Raw genomic sequence first — 16,594 nt, 5'->3', positions numbered from 1 at the left:
ATTATTTAAGATTTCTACTATTGAAAAAAATAATCAATGGAACAAATGAAACTTGTACCTTGTCTATATATTGAAACCATAATAAAAGTGAGGGTAGTTTTACGTTTATTCAAATAAGTTTGAGGTGCGGAAATGGAACAGACGTTTATTGAAAAGTGTAATCATGATGAGCTGGACGATGTTATAAAAGACTATTGGCAAGATGTATGGAATTATTCATTTATTATTACGAAAGATCCACACTTATCAGATGATATTACGCAAGATGTATTTATAAAGGTATTTAAAAATTGGAATTCATTTCGAAAGGAGTCATCTATTAAAACGTGGATATTAAAAATCACAAGAAATACGGCAATAAACTATTTGAAATCATCTTATTTTAAAAGAATATCTTTAATAGGTTTTTTTAGTGACGATAAGCAATCCCAGTCGGCAGAACAAGAATTTTTTAAGCAAGAAGAAATGAATGATGTGTGGAAAGTTGTATTAAAGCTACCTAAAAAGCACCGTGAAATAATCATATTGGATGCAAAATATGAATTATCTTATGAAGAAATGGCTGAAACGTTAGGAGTATCCATTGGAACTGTAAAATCTAGATTAAGTAGAGCAAGAAGTAAGGTTTCAAAATTAATAGGGGAGGGTAGTAGTGATGAACAATAAACAAAATCCTGACTGGTATAGAAAATTAAAAAAAGGCCCAATGGAACACCGTAAAAACGAAGAAGAATATATTTATAAAATAAAGCAATCTATATATGAAAGTAATGAGGGAGGCTCTCTAAAACAAACAAGAAGATTTCGTAAAAAAGCATTGCCAATTGTTGTGGTTTTAGCTTGTACATTTTTATTTTTTATTGTTCAACAACCTTGGCTTGATGATAATAAATCACCGGTACAAAGTAGTACACAAATTAAGCCTAAAACAAAAGATGAGTCTGCTCAAGATCCAACATTAAAACAATTCATGAATGAGTTATATCAAAGTACAAATGTAAAAAATAAAAATGAATTGTATAAAGCGTTAAACGATGAAGTTCAATTTAAAGGGAAGAGTTATAAGAAGGATGAATTGAAGTTTGATGAAGATATTTTTCATGAGTTGCAAGTTGCACTTACAATGGGGGGAGAATTTGCAAATGATACAAAACATGTATATAAAGTACCAAGTGGATTGACAGAAAGTAACCAACCAAAGCAACCTCATTTTATATATGCAACTATTACTGGAAATAAAACGAAAATTTTAGCTGAACCAAAGCGAGAATCTCAAGTTTTATATGAAGTATCTAATGAAATGGTAAAAGCTTGGATTCCAGAAAAAGTGCAGAATGATGAATATATAAAAATATCGACAATTAACGGTAATACTGGATATGTACAAAAAGAGTATGTTTTAACTGACATTAAATACTCATTTATGTTTGAAAAGAATAATGAAGGTGAATGGAAAATAATAAATATAGATTCTATTTGGTAAAAAAGGAAGGTTCACTTTAATGAACCTTCCTTTTTGTTTTTATTTTCTTTTTGAAGAGTATTCCAGGACTCTAAAATTTCTGATGTAACGAGAGCAGCAATGTTTTTTTCTGAATTACTACCAGGAATAACGACAGAAACGGCAATCTGTGGATCTTCGGTAGGAGCATATGCAATGAATAGAGAATGATTTATCATTCTTGCTTGCTCATTCGGAAAACCTGTAATACCTGTTTTACCAGCGACGTCAAAGGGCAACTTTTTAATCTCCTCTATATTTTGACTCATTCCACCTTGTACGACACTCCAAAAGTTCATTGGGTAACGATTTGAACTTTCTAAAATTGGTTTAAACTTTTTTGTTTCTTTACCATCTTGACCAATAATAGCACTTGCCATTTGTGGTTTATATTTATCACCTTTACTTGCTAAAGTTGCTGCATATTGAGCGAGTTGAAGAGGAGTATGCACTTCATTTCCGCCCCACGAGGCATTTAATAAAGCGGAGATTCCATTTTCAAACTTATTAGAAGGATGGAATTCATACTGACCGTCTTCTTCAAAGGGTAAATCAATCCCGGTTTTAGAACGTAGGCCGAATTGTATTAAATAATCTGTCCATATATGTGCCACTTTTTCTATATTGCCATTATGTTGGTTAAATAATGGAAGAGCTACTTTTGCTGTCATAAATGTGTTAGATGAATTAATGATAGCCTGCCTCGGTGTAATCTCACCTGTTGGTGTTCCGGGTGCATTTGTAATGTTATTTTGATTATCATACTCAAAAGTACCGTTATCTAAATACGTATCTTCAGGTTGAAAAAGTTTTTCGTTTAATCCAATTAAAATAGTAAGTGGCTTTATAGTAGAGGCCATATTTACATAAGATTCACCATACTTTAATTTTTGAATTGCTTTATTTTGCGAAAGTGATTTTAAGTTATCTATTTTAGTTGATACATGAGTATGTAATATATTTGGATCAAAAACTGCTGAGTTGGCCATAGTTAAAATTGCGCCAGTTTTTGCATCACTCACTACAGCATAACCAGCTTTAGCATCAGGTAATTTCTTAATTTGCGATCGTAATGCTTCCTCTGATTTTTGTTGCAATTTAGAATCTAAAGCTAGCCTGATATCCTTACCTTTTTGTACTTTTTGAATGTTCCATAAGAACTCTTTGTTATTCATTTTAAAAATAAGAGTTTTACCCGGTTTTCCTTTTAAATCATCTTCATATTGCAACTCAATCCCACTTTTTCCAACTGGCATATGCTTTGAATTAAGGTTATTTTCTACATACCCAATTACCTGTGAACCAATTTCATGTTTAGGATAATATCGAATCCATTCATCTTTAATTATTACATTATTCGGTTTGTTTTTGTTTATGAATGCAAGTTCATTCTCAGCTATATCAGAGTATAACGGTATATCATGCATAGTCTGTTTTTTACAAGATTGTTGTAATTGAGATTTTATGCTCTCTGAAGAAATATCATGTTGAAACTTACTTGAAAATTGATCGAAAAAAGCTAATGTATTTGATGTATCTTGTTTCGATAACTTTTCATCATTAGAAGTACAATATAGAGACTTAACTTTCTTATTTGTAGCTAGTATTACACCATTTTGATCAAAGATTTTTCCTCTTTCGGCTGAAGAAGTTGCGATAGTAACTGAAATGAAGTTGATTTTAAATAAAATTAGTAAAATCAAACCTACAATAGAAAGAACCGCAAAAAATCCCCATTTTTTTATTTTTGTATGTAACATAAAATCCTCCCTTTTGTAGCCTACTTCATCTTATAGTTAATTATTTTTTTTGTAAATGTGGAACAACTTTATTATTTAGATTGTCTATTAAGTACTACAGCATGAAGAAAGGAATAATCAGTATGAAAAGTTACTAGCCAGCCTATGTGTAAATATATTATGAGTCACATTGCAAGCGACAAAAAACTAGAGAAAAAAAAGGAAGGGAGATTTATCAATTACGCGGCTATACCAAAAGAAATTGATACTTACAAGGATTTAGAAAAAAAGATAAGACATTATTTATAACCGAATAATGGTTTGTAATATATAGGGAACGTTTAAGTATTAGTGAGAAGTTCCAGAAGAATTATATGGAGGATTTATGAAAGAACAAAAAGGAAAGAAGCAGAAGACATATATATCTATTCGATTAAATATCATGTTCCTTTGCATATTTTTACTATTCTCAGCTATTATTATGCAGCTAGGGAAAGTACAAATTGTGGAGGGAGAGGCTTATAGGAACCAAGTGGAAAGTAGTCAAAATGCAATAACTAGTATTCCAGTTCCACGTGGACAAATTTTAGATCGAGAAGGGAAAACAGTCGTTAATAATAAACCTCTTCGCACAATTACGTATACAAGGGTAAAGGGGATTACGAGTGAAGCTATTTTAAAAACAGCAAAAGACTTGGCGGAAGTACTTAAAATGCCCGAACAAGACATAAATAAATTAACCGATATCGATAAAAAAGATTTTTGGATGCAGTTGAATTCGAAACGTGCGGAGACAAAGATTACTAAGAAAGATATAGAAACGTTTAAAGAAAAGGGTATAGAGGGAAAAAAGTTAGATAAAAAAATAGAAGACTTAAGGCGAGGTCGCGTTACAGAAGTAGAATTGGCAGAATTAACAGTACAAGATTTAAAGGTGTTAGCTATTAAAAGTAAAATGAGTTCGGGTTATCAACTAACACCACAAATTATTAAAAAGGATGTAACAGATGAAGAGTATGCGCGGATAAGTGAAAACCTTGCGAAATTTCCAGGAGTAGATGCGACGGTTGATTGGGAACGTAATTATGTAAACGGAAATTTATTTCGTTCCGTATTAGGAAATATTACGAGTAGTGAAGAAGGTTTGCCAAAAGAAAATTTAGATTCTTACTTAGTACGTGGATATAACCGGAATGATCGTGTCGGAAAAAGTTATATTGAACAGCGATATGAAGATATATTACATGGTACAAAAGAAGAAGTGAAAAATGTTACTGATAAAGCAGGAAACATTATAAACACCGAAATAATCTCTAAAGGAAAAAGTGGTAACAGTATAACATTAACGATTGATATGGAATTACAAAAGAAAGTGGAAGAAAGTATAGAGAAAAATTTGAGAGCTTTTAAGAGTTCTGAGCCGCTGCTCGATCGAGCTTTTGTCGCCATGACGAATCCAAATAACGGACAGATTTTATCTATGGCAGGCAAAAAGATTGTAGAAAAAGAAGGAGTACTAGAGATTGAGGATTTGGCATTAGGTAACATGACAACTTCGTATGAGCTAGGTTCTGCTGTAAAAGGTGCTACTTTATTAACTGGATATGAGACAGGAGCAATACATCCAGGAGATCAATTTTATGATGCACCGATGAAATTTAAAGGTACACAAGCTAAGAAATCGTGGAATGTATCTGGATTTGGTAATATTAATGATTTACGAGCTTTACAAGTATCTTCGAATGTATACATGTTCCAGACAGCTTTAAAAATTGCGGGAGTTAATTACGTACCAAATGGCTCATTGGATATTAAACAAGGAGCATTTGATACGATGCGCTATTATTTCAAGCAATTTGGTTTAGGCGTCCCAACAGGTATCGATTTACCGAATGAAATAATTGGACAAACTAGAAAAGTAGATAGTCAACCTGGGTTTTTACTAGACTTTTCCATCGGTCAGTATGATACGTATACGCCGTTGCAATTGGCACAATATATTTCAACGATTGCTAATGGTGGATATAGAATGCAACCTCAAATTGTACAAGAAATACGAGAACAATCAATAAAAGACGAGGTTGGTAAAGTTATACGCTCTATAGAGCCTGTCGTATTAAATCGGATTGATATGAAGACAGAATATATTGATCAAATAAAAGAAGGGTTTAGATGGGTATTCCAAGAAGGGGATGGAACTGGCGTAAAGCATTTCAAAAATGCTCCATATAAACCAGCAGGAAAGACAGGGACAGCCCAAACTGTGTATGGTGGAGATGATCCAATAGGTAGAAATGCAAAAGGAGAACGTATGGAATGTTACAACTTAACGTTAGTTGGATATGCTCCATATGATAATCCAGAAGTAGCATTCTCAGTAGTAGTTCCGTGGCTTCATAATGATAAAAGTGGAATTAATTCTATAATTGGAAAGGAAGTTTTAGATGCATATTTTGATTTAAAACAGCAACGTATACATGGTGAGGGTGCTAGTACAGATAGTCCTAATCAAAATTAGTGAAATTTGATTACTTTTCTCAGGGGAAGAGACCCTATTTTATATAAAGCATTTATAAGTAAAAAGATGAGGTGTGAAATAAGGGGTAGCGTCGATCATAGTTGCTACTCTTTATTTTGTTAATAACACCGATATTAGTTATAAAATTTTTTAGATTATGGAACAAATTTATTTTGGTGATTGTCTATTATATGTAAGTAAAAAAAGTGTTAAGAATTTGAAAGGAATGATGATTTTGAAAAACAAGAGGCTGCTAAAAATAGGAATATGCGTTGGTATATTAGGTTTAAGTATTACAAGCCTAGAAGCTTTTACAGGAGGACCATTGCAAGTTGAAGCGAAAGAAAAGAAAGGGAAAATAAAACATAAAAACCAGGCGACGCATAAAGAGTTCTCTCAACTTGAGAAAAAATATGATGCTCGATTAGGTGTATATGCAATTGATACTGGTACAAATCAAACAATCGCTTATCGACCTAACGAAAGGTTTGCCTTTGCATCAACTTACAAGGCTTTAGCGGCAGGGGTATTACTGCAACAGAACTCTACTAAGAAATTAGATGAAGTTATTACTTATACGAAAGAAGACTTAGTGGATTATTCACCTGTTACAGAGAAACATGTAGATACTGGAATGACACTAGGAGAAATTGCGGAGGCTGCTGTTCGTTATAGTGATAATACTGCAGGGAACATTTTATTTCATAAAATAGGCGGACCGAAAGGATATGAAAAAGCGCTTAGAAAGATGGGGGATCGGGTTACTATGTCTGATCGCTTTGAAACAGAGTTAAACGAGGCTATTCCAGGAGACATTCGTGATACTAGTACAGCAAAAGCAATTGCTAGGAATCTTAAAGATTTTACGGTCGGAAATGCGCTTCCGCATCAAAAGCGTAACATTCTTACAGATTGGATGAAAGGGAATGCTACAGGAGACAAACTTATTCGGGCAGGCGTGCCAACTGATTGGGTAGTTGCAGATAAATCAGGAGCTGGAAGTTACGGGACAAGAAATGATATTGCTATCGTTTGGCCACCAAATAGATCACCTATTATCATCGCAATTTTATCTAGTAAAGATGAGAAAGAGGCTACCTATGATAATCAACTAATTAAAGAGGCGGCTGAAGTTGTAATCGATGCTATTAAATAATAATCTCTTAGTTATTTCAGTTCTTTACCATATGTTATTGGATGTATAAAATTAGAAAACGATTCTTTTTCGTATGAAAAGAATCGTTTTTGTGTTTTTATTATTAAGAGGATAAAGGTAAAATAAATATATATGACGTATCCGATGTGAAATTTCATGTACTGTACTATATTCAATAAAAATCAAAAATGTATCATATAATTCTGTTAACATAAAATAAGTGTTTTATAAAAATAAAAGGAGAGAATATGAAGAGAAATATTAATAGAATCATATTGTTTATTGGCATATTAGTAGCTTTTATTACTTTTTTATATTTACAGAACAATTTAATAGGTATAACTGAGGTTAAAATAACCTCTAGTAAAATACCCTCCTCTTTTAAAGGGTATAAAATTCTACAAATTTCAGACTTACACAATAAACAATTTGGCAATAAGCAAGGTGTATTAATTCAAAAAATTGAAAGCATAGACCCAGATATTATTGCGATTACGGGTGATTTAATTGACAGTAAATCGTACGATGCAGAAGTTAGTATGCAATTAATACGAGAAATTGTAAAGAAGTATCCTGTATATTTTGTGACAGGAAACCATGAACAATGGTCTGGAAAGTATAACCGTTTAGAAAAAGAGTTGAAGAAATATGATGTCAATGTTTTAAGGAATGAACATGTAGGCATTCGAAAGGGTGAGCAAGAAATAAACTTGCTAGGTATTGATGATCCGGAGTTTGTAACTGGAAACCGTGATGAAGGAAATATTGTAAAAGATGCAATTTTAAAAGCGAAATTTGAAATGCCTCCAAATACATTTGATGTATTATTATCCCATAGGCCTGAATTTTTGACAGAATACGCTGATGAGCAACTAGATTTAGTATTATCGGGTCATGCTCATGGAGGGCAAGTTAGATTGCCATTTATTGGCGGGTTAGTTGCTCCGAATCAAGGGGTATTCCCTACATATACAGCTGGTTTATATGAAGAACAAAATACGTCTATGGTAGTAAGTAGAGGATTAGGTAATAGTATCATTCCGCAAAGGATTTTGAATAGGCCAGAACTTGTAGTCGTGCAGCTAAATTAAGCTGTACGATTTTTTTTATACAAAAATGAGTAAAGGGGCTTTCTGTATTTTGCAGGAGTAAACATTACAATTTTGTTAAAAATTTTCTACGTTACATAAAGTAACAAAATTTGACCCTCAGTGTTTGTTATAGTGTAAATAATCAAAAAACTTAAAATTTGTCGAGTGAAAAGTGTGATAAGTAATTCATGTAAAAAACTTAAAGGGGTGTACACATGCATAAAGAATACGAAATTGAAGAGTATACGGCGATTGAGGAACAAATACATTATTATTGTAAATGTTTATTAGTAACTCATCCTGATCAAATTATAAAGTATTTAGAAAAAAGATTAGAAAAATATGCAGAAACATTACAATATGCACATTTATATCCCGACACAGTTATATTACCGTTACAGCAATTAGTTATCGAATATTCTTTAGATGTTGCTAGAATTAGGAAGTATATGAATTTAAAAATGTAAAGTAAAATTTATAGTTTAAATGAAACAGAGTCGACTTTAGGAAATAAAATTCTAATGTCGACTCTGTTTCATTGTTTAATGTCGTCGAGTGAAAATACATACTAATCAATGAAGTTTGACATATAATTACGCAAGAGTAAAATAAAAGTGAGTACTCACTCATTTTAGAGAAGGGGGAAGAATACGTGAAGCAGCCTGCCATTATTTTACGGACTGTATCAAAAAGTTTTGGGAAAAAAGAAGTTTTACACAATCTTTCATTACAAGTTGAAAAAGCAGAGATATTTGGTTTAGTTGGGCCTTCAGGTTCTGGGAAAACGACTCTTATTAAATTGATTGCAGGTATTAACGAAGCAACGGAAGGTGAAGTGCTTGTTTACAACACGAACATGCCTAATTTAAATGAAATGAAAAGAATTGGTTATATGGCTCAAGCTGATGCATTATACGAAGAACTATCAGCATATGAAAATGCAGATTTTATGGCAACGATGTACGGATTAAAGGGAAAGCATAAAAAAGAAAGAATTGAAGAAGTTTTTGACCTTGTACAATTATCACAACATATGAAAAAGCAAGTGCAGCATTTTTCAGGCGGGATGAAGAAGCGTTTATCATTAGCAATAGCACTCCTTCATGAACCAGAAATATTAATTTTAGATGAGCCAACAGTGGGGATAGATCCGCTTCTTAGAAAAACAATCTGGGCAAAATTTTATGATTTGAAAAAGAAAGGCACAACGATAATTGTAACGACACACATTATGGACGAAGCTGAATTTTGTGAACGCCTAGGGTTAATTAGAGAAGGAAAGCTAGTTGCGACTGGTACAACTGAAGAATTGAAAAAGCGGGTATCATCAGGAAGGATTGAAGATGTCTTTTTGTTGGAAGAGGTGGCTGAATCATGAGAGTTACCGGTGTAATCATTCGTATTATTCGCCAATTTTTTCGAGATAAACGTTCGTTAGCGATGATGTTTGGGGCACCTATGTTATTACTTTGGTTATTGTCACTAGTGTTTACACAAAAGGACTATGTACCGCATATTGCTGTTGTTGATATGCCCGCTCAGTTAGTAAAAGTGATGAAAAATCAAGAAGCGTCAATTTATGAATATAATACAGAAAAGGCAATGTCTGAGCTGGAAAATCAAAAGGTAGATGCAGTCATTCGTTTAGAAAATGGAAAAATGAATATTGTATTAGAAGGTAGCGATTCGTCAAAAAATCGTGCTGTACTTCAAATATTACAAAAAAGTACAGAGAAGAACGATATATCGATTATGAAACCTGAAGTGAATTATTTACATGGCTCTAAAAACTTTACAATGTTTGATGGACTTGGTCCTGTATTAATCGGTTTCTTTACCTTTTTCTTTGTATTCATTTTATCAGGGGTATCTTTCGTAAGAGAACGTTTAAGTGGTACTTTAGAAAGGTTATTATCAACTCCAATTAAAAGATGGGAAATAGTTGGAGGATATATTATTGGTTTTGGGATCTTTGCATTTATACAATCCATTATTATCGTAAGTTTTTCAGTTTACATTTTAGACTTGTATGTAGCTGGCTCCATATGGCTAACGCTACTTATTACATGTATGCTTTCTTTAACGGCATTAACTTTAGGGACGTTTTTATCGGCATACGCAAATAATGAATTTCAAATGATCCAGTTTATACCGCTTGTCATTGTGCCACAAATTTTCTTTTCGGGTTTGTTTCCAATTGAATCGATGAATAAGTGGCTTCAAATGTTAGGGAAATTATTTCCACTCACATATGGCGCTAACGCAATGAGACAGGTGATGATTCGAAATCAAGGATTTACAGAGATTGCATTAGATCTTACCGTATTATTACTTTTTTCAATATTATTTGCAATAGGGAATGTATTTGCATTAAAGAAACATCGAAAAATATAATGATGATACAAAGGGGCATTATAGATGAAGAAAGATTGGCTGGAAGAATTAATTGCCGCAACTAACACGGATAAACGAAATGAACGTCAAATGCGTATATTAGAGGCGGCTGTTGATATGTTTGGAGAAAAAGGATACGCTTCAACTTCAACAAGTGAAATTGCAAAGCGTGCTGGTGTAGCGGAAGGAACAATCTTCCGCTACTATAAAACGAAAAAAGATTTATTATTAGCAGTCGTCATGCCGACATTAACAAAGTTTGCTGCACCATTTTTCGTACAAGCCTTCGCAAAGGAAATATTTAAATCGGAGTATGAATCGTATGAAGGGCTTCTAAGAGTTATTATTCATAATAGATTTGAATTTGCAAAAAAGCATTTTCCAATGATAAAAATATTAATTCAAGAAGTGCCATTTCAGCCAGAACTGAAAAATGAAATACAACAATTAGTAGAAACAGAGTTGCTTTGCCATTTTAAAAAGTTAATTGCAAAGTTTCAAGTAGAAGGGGAGATTATTGAAATGCCCCCATCTTCTGTTTTACGACTTACTTTATCAGCTGTATTAGGTTTATTATTAACACGGTTTTTATTATTGCCTGAAGAAAAATGGGATGATGAAACTGAAATTGAAAATACGATTCAGTTTATATTGTACGGATTAACGCCACGAAATTAATCGTCGAAGTATGAATTACATATGTTACATTTAAGTAAAATAATAAATCGCCTTTAAAAAGGCGATTTATATTTGTTATATTTTTGATAAATAAGTACTTGTTTACTAAAAACATTCTAAATTAACGTACTTCTTTGTCTCTTCTTCTAAGACCTAATAATCCTGCTAGTCCTAATAAACCGAGCCAAGCCCAATTATTATTTCTATCACGATTATCATTTAAATCATTTGTTGTATTTACATTTCGAGTTCTTACATCATTATTAACTCTGTCTAAGTTATTGTCATTCACTCGAGTTGAAATGTCAGTGTTATTAACTCTATTCATATTAGTTCCATCGTATTCAGCATGGGCAGATGTACCTAAAAACATAATAGAAAGTGCTAAAACACATACAATAGATGATAATTTCTTCTTCATAACGATCCCTCCTTTCTTACGTGTTAATTTCTCCAGAGTATGTGTATATTATTCGTTTCACAGTATTTAAACCGTTATTATAGAGGGCGCATTTATAGAAAATAGAGTTGAATGATTGCAAATATATCATTTGCTATATTTGCAATTATAAAATTAAAGGAATCAAACTTTGCTTAAAATGTTAATATTAGTACAATTTATATTATACGGACTAGCATTAAGGAGGTAATGAAATGCGACAATTTGCAAAACCTACAATCGTTGTAAGTAAATGTTTAGAGTTTGATGCTTGTCGTTATAATGGAGAGATGATTCCGGATGTAACAATACGAAATTTGCAGCCATTTGTTACATTTATACCTGTTTGTCCAGAAGTCGAGATTGGATTAGGGACTCCTCGTGAAACGATACGAATTGTAGAAGAAAATGGTGAGAATAGACTTGTGCAACCGTCAACACGAGAAGATGTAACTGAAAAAATGGAGCAGTTTTCAAATGACTTTTTACAAATGATATCGGATGTGGATGGTTTTATTTTAAAGAATCGTTCACCAAGTTGTGGTACGCGTGATGTGAAAATTTATTCTAGTTTTGAAAAAGCGCCAGCAAAAGGAAAGGGACCAGGCTTATTTGGCGGAGCAGTAATAAAAAAATTTTCGCATCTTCCTATTGAAGAGGAAGGCAGATTGTCGAATTTTATTATTAGAGAGCATTTCTTTACAAGGCTATTTACAATCGCATATTACAAGATGATTAAACATAATAAAAATATGAAAGATCTTGTATCGTTTCAGTCGGATAATAAATATTTATTTATGGCATATAATCAGGTGAAACAAAAGGAATTAGGGCGTATAATTGCAAATCATAAAAATGAAAAGATTGAAGTTGTATTTGAAAATTATGAGAAGACTTTATATGAATTATTTATGCGCACACCCCGCTATACATCAAATGTAAATGTATGTGAGCATATTTTTGGATACTTTAAAACAAAGCTGAAAAAACAAGAAAAAGATCATTTTTTAAATTTAATACAAAAGTATATAGAAAAGAAAATTCCGCTTAGTAGCTTACTTGCAATTTTAAAATCATGGGCTCTTCGATTTGATGAAAAGTATTTATTAAGACAAACATATTTCGAACCATATCCTGAAGCTTTAGTAGAGATTTCAGATTCAGGTAAAGGTAGAGATTATTAAACATAAAATTACATAATTCGACAAGAAAACTCCTATGTTGTTGTAGAACAATGTAGGAATTTTTTTGTGCGTTAGTACAGAATCTGTTTTAAAATTAAATTATGACAGAATTATAACAATTATCTAACTAATGTTCTTGTCTTTTCATTCGTAATGTTTGTAGTAGAAACTCGCACGCTGTCGAAACTCAATATTCGATAAGGGGTGTGTAGCGGAATGGAATTTACTCTAACTCGCGAAAAACAAATGATTAAAGAAATGGTACGTGACTTTGCTGAAAAGGAAATCGCACCGAAAGCTGTATATTATGACAAAACTGCAGAGTTTCCATATGAAACATTTCAAAAAATGGGCGAACTAGGATTATTAGGCATCCCATTCCCAGAAGAGTATGGAGGTTCAGGTGGCGATACAGTATCGTACGCGTTAGCAGTTGAAGAAATTGGTCGTGCTTGTGGTGGGACAGGATTAAGTTACGCTGCAACAATTTCATTAGGTGCTTCTCCAATTTATTATTTCGGTACAGAAGAACAAAAACAGAAATATTTAGTTCCAATGGCATCAGGCAAAACTTTAGGTGCTTTCGGACTAACTGAGCCAAATGCTGGATCTGATGCAGGTGGCACACAAACGAAAGCTATATTAGACGGAGACGAGTATGTTATTAGTGGTGAGAAGTGTTGGATTACAAATGCAGAGTATGCAAATACCATTATTGTAACCGCTGTCAACGGTGTTGAAGAGAATGGTAGAAAACGTATTTCTGCATTTATCGTACCGACTACTAGTGAAGGGTTAACGATCTCAAGCCCTTACGATAAGATGGGAGTACGTGCTTCTAATACTTGTGAAATCGTACTTGATGGTGTACGTGTACCGAAAGAAAATATTCTTGGTGATGTAAATAAAGGATTTAAACAATTCTTATATACACTTGATGGAGGACGTATTTCAATTGCAGCATTAGCTGTTGGTATTGCGCAATCTGCATTTGAACGTGCATTGCAATATGCGAAAGAACGTCAACAATTTGGAAAATCAATTTCTAATTTCCAAGCGATTCAATTTAAATTAGCTGATATGGCAACTGAAGTAGAGCTAGCGCGTAATTTAGTACATAAAGCAGCTTGGTTAAAAGATAACGATAAACCTTTCGGTAAAGAAGCGGCTATGGCAAAACTTTTCGCATCTGAAGTAGCAAGCCGTATTGCAAATCAAGCAGTACAAATTCACGGTGGATATGGCTATATGCGTGAATATGAAGTAGAACGACATATTCGTGATGCAAAACTATTAGAAATTGGTGAAGGAACTTCTGAAATTCAACGTCTCGTAATTGCTAGACATTTAGGGTGTAGATAAAAAGGAGGAATCACTATGTTTCAAAAAATATTAATTGCTAATCGCGGGGAAATTGCAGTTCGTATTATGAAAACTTGTCAAAAACTTGGCATTCGCACTGTTGCTATTTATTCTGAGGCAGATGAAAATGCCTTGCATGTAAAAATGGCAAATGAAGCTTACTTAGTAGGTGGGCCGCGTGTCCAAGAAAGCTATTTAAACCTTGAAAAAATTATTGAAATAGCTAAGAAGACAAATGCTGAAGCAATCCATCCGGGGTATGGATTATTATCTGAGAATCCATCTTTTCCGGTTCGTTGTAAAGAAGAAGGAATCGTATTTATCGGTCCATCAGAAGAAATCATTACGAAGATGGGAAGTAAAATCGAATCACGTATTGCGATGCAAGCTGCAGATGTGCCAGTAGTTCCGGGTATTACTACAAATATTGAAACTGCTGAAGAAGCAATTGAAATTGCTAAACAAATTGGTTACCCATTAATGTTGAAGGCATCCGCAGGCGGCGGAGGCATTGGAATGCAGTTGATGGAAACTGAGCAAACGCTCACCAAAGCATTTGAAAGCAACAAAACGAGAGCACAAAACTTCTTCGGTAACGGAGAAATGTATTTAGAGCGCTATATTGCAGATGCACATCATATTGAAATTCAGCTTTTGGCAGATACACATGGTAACACAGTGTATTTATGGGAGCGTGAATGTTCAGTACAGCGCCGAAATCAAAAAGTAATTGAAGAAGCACCTTCACCATTTTTAGATGAAGGTACACGAAAAGCGATGGGTGAAGTTGCTGTACAAGCTGCCAAAGCTCTAGGATACACAAATGCTGGTACAGTTGAATTTCTAGTAGATGATCAGAAGAACTTCTATTTCTTAGAGATGAATACGAGATTACAAGTAGAGCATCCAGTTACAGAAGAAATTACTGGTTTAGATCTTGTAGAACAACAACTTCTAATTGCATGTGGTGAAAAATTATCGTTTACACAAGATGATGTAAAACGTAGTGGTCATGCCATTGAGGCACGTATTTATGCAGAAGATCCGAAAACTTTCTTCCCATCACCTGGGAAAATTACAAATTTAACGCTTCCGACAAATGTACGTATTGATCACTTTTTGGAGAATCAAGTAACGATTACACCTTTCTATGATCCAATGATTGCGAAAGTCATTGCTCATGGTGAAACGCGTGAAGAAGCAATTTCGAAATTACATGATGCTCTAGAAGAATTAAAAGTAGAAGGTATTAAAACGAACACGCCAATGCTGCTTCAAGTATTGGAAGATGATGTGTTCAAAAGTGGTATTTATACAACGGGTTTTGTAACGAAACAACTTGTTAAAAAATAAGATTTAACAATACTAAGGGGGAAAAAATGATGACGAAAGTATATGCATCGATGGCAGGAAATGTATGGAAGATTGTTGTAGGAGTAGGAGATACAGTAGAGGAAGAGCAAGATGTCGTCATTTTGGAATCTATGAAAATGGAAATTCCAATCGTTTCAGAAGAAGCTGGCACAGTTATGAAAATTAATGTGCAAGAAGGCGATTTTGTAAATGAAGGAGATGTATTACTAGAAATTGAATAGGGAGATATAGGGGGAAGCGAATTGAAACTACCTAATTTTGCTGTCATTAAAGAAGTCGGGCCACGTGATGGCTTACAAAATGAAAAAAAGATTGTTGGCACAAAAGATAAAGTAAAATGGATCCAACTACTTACAGAGGCGGGATTATCGTACGTTGAAGTTTCCTCATTCGTTCACCCTAAATGGGTCCCTGCATTAGCAGATGCAAATGATGTGTTTTCAGAGCTGAAAAGGGATCCCAATGTTACATATGCAGCGCTTGTTCCAAATCAAAATGGTTTGGAACGAGCTTTTTTGCAAAATGTAGATGAGGTGAATGTTTTTTTATCAGCAAGTGAATCTCATAATAAAAGTAATATTAATAAATCAATTAAAGAAGCATTAGTTGTAATTGAAGATATAACAAAACAGGCATTATTCGAAGGGAAAAAAGTAAGAGGCTATGTTTCTACTGTATTTGGATGTCCTTATGAAGGGGATATAAGCGTCATAGCAGTTGACGAATTATGTGATCAACTATTTTCATACGGCATTTATGAAGTATCTCTTGGCGACACAATCGGAGTAGCAAATCCACTACAAGTAGAGCAAGTTTTAGAGCATTTATTAAAGAAATATGATGCTTCGCAGTTTGCAATGCACTTCCATAATACGTACGGAATGGCTCTTGCGAATGTAGTAAAGTCTTTAGAATATGGTATTACAACATTTGATAGTTCTTGTGGTGGCCTTGGCGGCTGTCCATATGCACCAGGAGCATCAGGTAATGTTGCAACTGATGACTTAGTTCATATGCTCCATAAGTTAGGGGTCCAAACGAATATTGATGAAGAGAAGCTATTGAGAGCGAGTCAATTTATTCAAAGTAAATTAAATATCCAATTACCGAGTCATGTGTATAGAGCGCTTCAACATAAAACGATAAGTAGGTGAGAAG

At 33.6% G+C, this 16,594-nt stretch carries 16 protein-coding genes; 14 read left to right on the top strand and 2 right to left on the bottom strand.

Annotated elements, in window-relative coordinates; genetic code table 11:
• The first annotated feature begins 132 nt into the window (after nucleotides 1-132).
• On the top strand, nucleotides 133-666 hold the full coding sequence (locus QCI47_RS15375; protein ID WP_000438318.1) for an RNA polymerase sigma factor: 534 nt from the start codon (nucleotides 133-135) through the stop codon (nucleotides 664-666).
• Nucleotides 656-1,483, top strand: a complete 828-nt coding sequence (locus QCI47_RS15370; RefSeq protein ID WP_309422720.1) for an SH3 domain-containing protein — start codon at nucleotides 656-658, stop codon at nucleotides 1,481-1,483. The genes QCI47_RS15375 and QCI47_RS15370 overlap by 11 nt, the downstream gene beginning before the upstream one ends.
• Before the next feature lie 11 nt (nucleotides 1,484-1,494).
• Here QCI47_RS15370 and QCI47_RS15365 read toward each other — a convergent pair whose 3' ends face one another.
• Nucleotides 1,495-3,261, bottom strand: coding sequence for a peptidoglycan D,D-transpeptidase FtsI family protein (locus tag QCI47_RS15365; protein ID WP_000903322.1), 1,767 nt, complete (start codon nucleotides 3,259-3,261; stop codon nucleotides 1,495-1,497).
• A gap of 364 nt (nucleotides 3,262-3,625) precedes the next feature.
• Here QCI47_RS15365 and QCI47_RS15360 point away from each other — a divergent pair, with 364 nt between their 5' ends.
• The 7 genes from QCI47_RS15360 to QCI47_RS15330 all read left to right on the top strand — a co-directional run bounded on the left by QCI47_RS15360 (nucleotide 3,626) and on the right by QCI47_RS15330 (nucleotide 11,077).
• Entirely contained in the window at nucleotides 3,626-5,758 is a 2,133-nt protein-coding gene (locus QCI47_RS15360) for a peptidoglycan D,D-transpeptidase FtsI family protein (protein WP_309422719.1), read from the top strand.
• A 229-nt stretch (nucleotides 5,759-5,987) separates the two neighbouring features.
• Entirely contained in the window at nucleotides 5,988-6,914 is a 927-nt protein-coding gene (gene bla / locus QCI47_RS15355; RefSeq protein WP_061130519.1) for a class A beta-lactamase Bla1, read from the top strand.
• A gap of 248 nt (nucleotides 6,915-7,162) precedes the next feature.
• Nucleotides 7,163-8,005, top strand: coding sequence for a metallophosphoesterase (locus QCI47_RS15350; RefSeq protein WP_000827833.1), 843 nt, complete (start codon nucleotides 7,163-7,165; stop codon nucleotides 8,003-8,005).
• Between the two features lie 215 nt (nucleotides 8,006-8,220).
• Entirely contained in the window at nucleotides 8,221-8,472 is a 252-nt protein-coding gene (locus QCI47_RS15345; protein WP_353811847.1) for a hypothetical protein, read from the top strand.
• 185 nt (nucleotides 8,473-8,657) lie between these two features.
• Nucleotides 8,658-9,383, top strand: a complete 726-nt coding sequence (locus QCI47_RS15340) for an ABC transporter ATP-binding protein (RefSeq protein WP_000812700.1) — start codon at nucleotides 8,658-8,660, stop codon at nucleotides 9,381-9,383.
• Nucleotides 9,380-10,399 carry an ABC transporter permease gene (locus QCI47_RS15335; protein WP_061130506.1) on the top strand — a complete coding sequence of 340 codons (1,020 nt, stop codon included), beginning with the start codon at nucleotides 9,380-9,382 and terminating at the stop codon, nucleotides 10,397-10,399. Before QCI47_RS15340 ends, QCI47_RS15335 begins: the two co-directional genes overlap by 4 nt.
• A gap of 24 nt (nucleotides 10,400-10,423) precedes the next feature.
• Entirely contained in the window at nucleotides 10,424-11,077 is a 654-nt protein-coding gene (locus tag QCI47_RS15330; RefSeq protein WP_000711171.1) for a TetR/AcrR family transcriptional regulator, read from the top strand.
• 121 nt (nucleotides 11,078-11,198) lie between these two features.
• On the opposite strand, the gene QCI47_RS15325 is transcribed toward QCI47_RS15330, so the two are convergent.
• A complete protein-coding gene (locus QCI47_RS15325; RefSeq protein WP_353811845.1) occupies nucleotides 11,199-11,498 on the bottom strand; it encodes a WGxxGxxG family protein in 300 nt (99 codons plus the stop codon).
• A 233-nt stretch (nucleotides 11,499-11,731) separates the two neighbouring features.
• Here QCI47_RS15325 and QCI47_RS15320 point away from each other — a divergent pair, with 233 nt between their 5' ends.
• From QCI47_RS15320 to mvaB, 5 genes are all read left to right on the top strand, one after another.
• On the top strand, nucleotides 11,732-12,700 hold the full coding sequence (locus QCI47_RS15320) for a YbgA family protein (protein WP_001248634.1): 969 nt from the start codon (nucleotides 11,732-11,734) through the stop codon (nucleotides 12,698-12,700).
• 216 nt (nucleotides 12,701-12,916) lie between these two features.
• On the top strand, nucleotides 12,917-14,062 hold the full coding sequence (locus QCI47_RS15315) for an acyl-CoA dehydrogenase (protein WP_309422718.1): 1,146 nt from the start codon (nucleotides 12,917-12,919) through the stop codon (nucleotides 14,060-14,062).
• A 15-nt stretch (nucleotides 14,063-14,077) separates the two neighbouring features.
• On the top strand, nucleotides 14,078-15,415 hold the full coding sequence (locus tag QCI47_RS15310) for an acetyl-CoA carboxylase biotin carboxylase subunit (protein WP_000486740.1): 1,338 nt from the start codon (nucleotides 14,078-14,080) through the stop codon (nucleotides 15,413-15,415).
• A gap of 26 nt (nucleotides 15,416-15,441) precedes the next feature.
• Entirely contained in the window at nucleotides 15,442-15,657 is a 216-nt protein-coding gene (locus tag QCI47_RS15305; RefSeq protein ID WP_001985297.1) for an acetyl-CoA carboxylase biotin carboxyl carrier protein subunit, read from the top strand.
• Nucleotides 15,658-15,678: 21 nt separating this feature from the next.
• The gene (gene mvaB / locus QCI47_RS15300; RefSeq protein WP_088314707.1) at nucleotides 15,679-16,590 is read left to right on the top strand and encodes a hydroxymethylglutaryl-CoA lyase; all 912 of its coding nucleotides are present in this window, start codon (nucleotides 15,679-15,681) and stop codon (nucleotides 16,588-16,590) included.
• The last annotated feature ends 4 nt before the right edge of the window (nucleotides 16,591-16,594 follow it).

Source organism: Bacillus cereus group sp. RP29, from assembly GCF_040459765.1.
Taxonomy (GTDB): Bacteria; Bacillota; Bacilli; order Bacillales; family Bacillaceae_G; genus Bacillus_A; species Bacillus_A paranthracis.
This window is presented reverse-complemented; position numbering and strand designations above follow the sequence as displayed.

Coding starts and splice junctions, on each gene's coding strand:
- QCI47_RS15350 (WP_000827833.1), top strand. CDS start 7,163: ATGAAGAGAAATATTAATAGAATCATATTGTTTATTGGCATATTAGTA.
- QCI47_RS15320 (WP_001248634.1), top strand. CDS start 11,732: ATGCGACAATTTGCAAAACCTACAATCGTTGTAAGTAAATGTTTAGAG.
- QCI47_RS15305 (WP_001985297.1), top strand. CDS start 15,442: ATGATGACGAAAGTATATGCATCGATGGCAGGAAATGTATGGAAGATT.
- QCI47_RS15335 (WP_061130506.1), top strand. CDS start 9,380: ATGAGAGTTACCGGTGTAATCATTCGTATTATTCGCCAATTTTTTCGA.
- QCI47_RS15370 (WP_309422720.1), top strand. CDS start 656: ATGAACAATAAACAAAATCCTGACTGGTATAGAAAATTAAAAAAAGGC.
- QCI47_RS15310 (WP_000486740.1), top strand. CDS start 14,078: ATGTTTCAAAAAATATTAATTGCTAATCGCGGGGAAATTGCAGTTCGT.
- bla (WP_061130519.1), top strand. CDS start 5,988: ATGATTTTGAAAAACAAGAGGCTGCTAAAAATAGGAATATGCGTTGGT.
- QCI47_RS15345 (WP_353811847.1), top strand. CDS start 8,221: ATGCATAAAGAATACGAAATTGAAGAGTATACGGCGATTGAGGAACAA.
- QCI47_RS15375 (WP_000438318.1), top strand. CDS start 133: ATGGAACAGACGTTTATTGAAAAGTGTAATCATGATGAGCTGGACGAT.
- QCI47_RS15365 (WP_000903322.1), bottom strand. CDS start 3,261: ATGTTACATACAAAAATAAAAAAATGGGGATTTTTTGCGGTTCTTTCT.
- QCI47_RS15360 (WP_309422719.1), top strand. CDS start 3,626: ATGAAAGAACAAAAAGGAAAGAAGCAGAAGACATATATATCTATTCGA.
- QCI47_RS15325 (WP_353811845.1), bottom strand. CDS start 11,498: ATGAAGAAGAAATTATCATCTATTGTATGTGTTTTAGCACTTTCTATT.
- QCI47_RS15315 (WP_309422718.1), top strand. CDS start 12,917: ATGGAATTTACTCTAACTCGCGAAAAACAAATGATTAAAGAAATGGTA.
- QCI47_RS15330 (WP_000711171.1), top strand. CDS start 10,424: ATGAAGAAAGATTGGCTGGAAGAATTAATTGCCGCAACTAACACGGAT.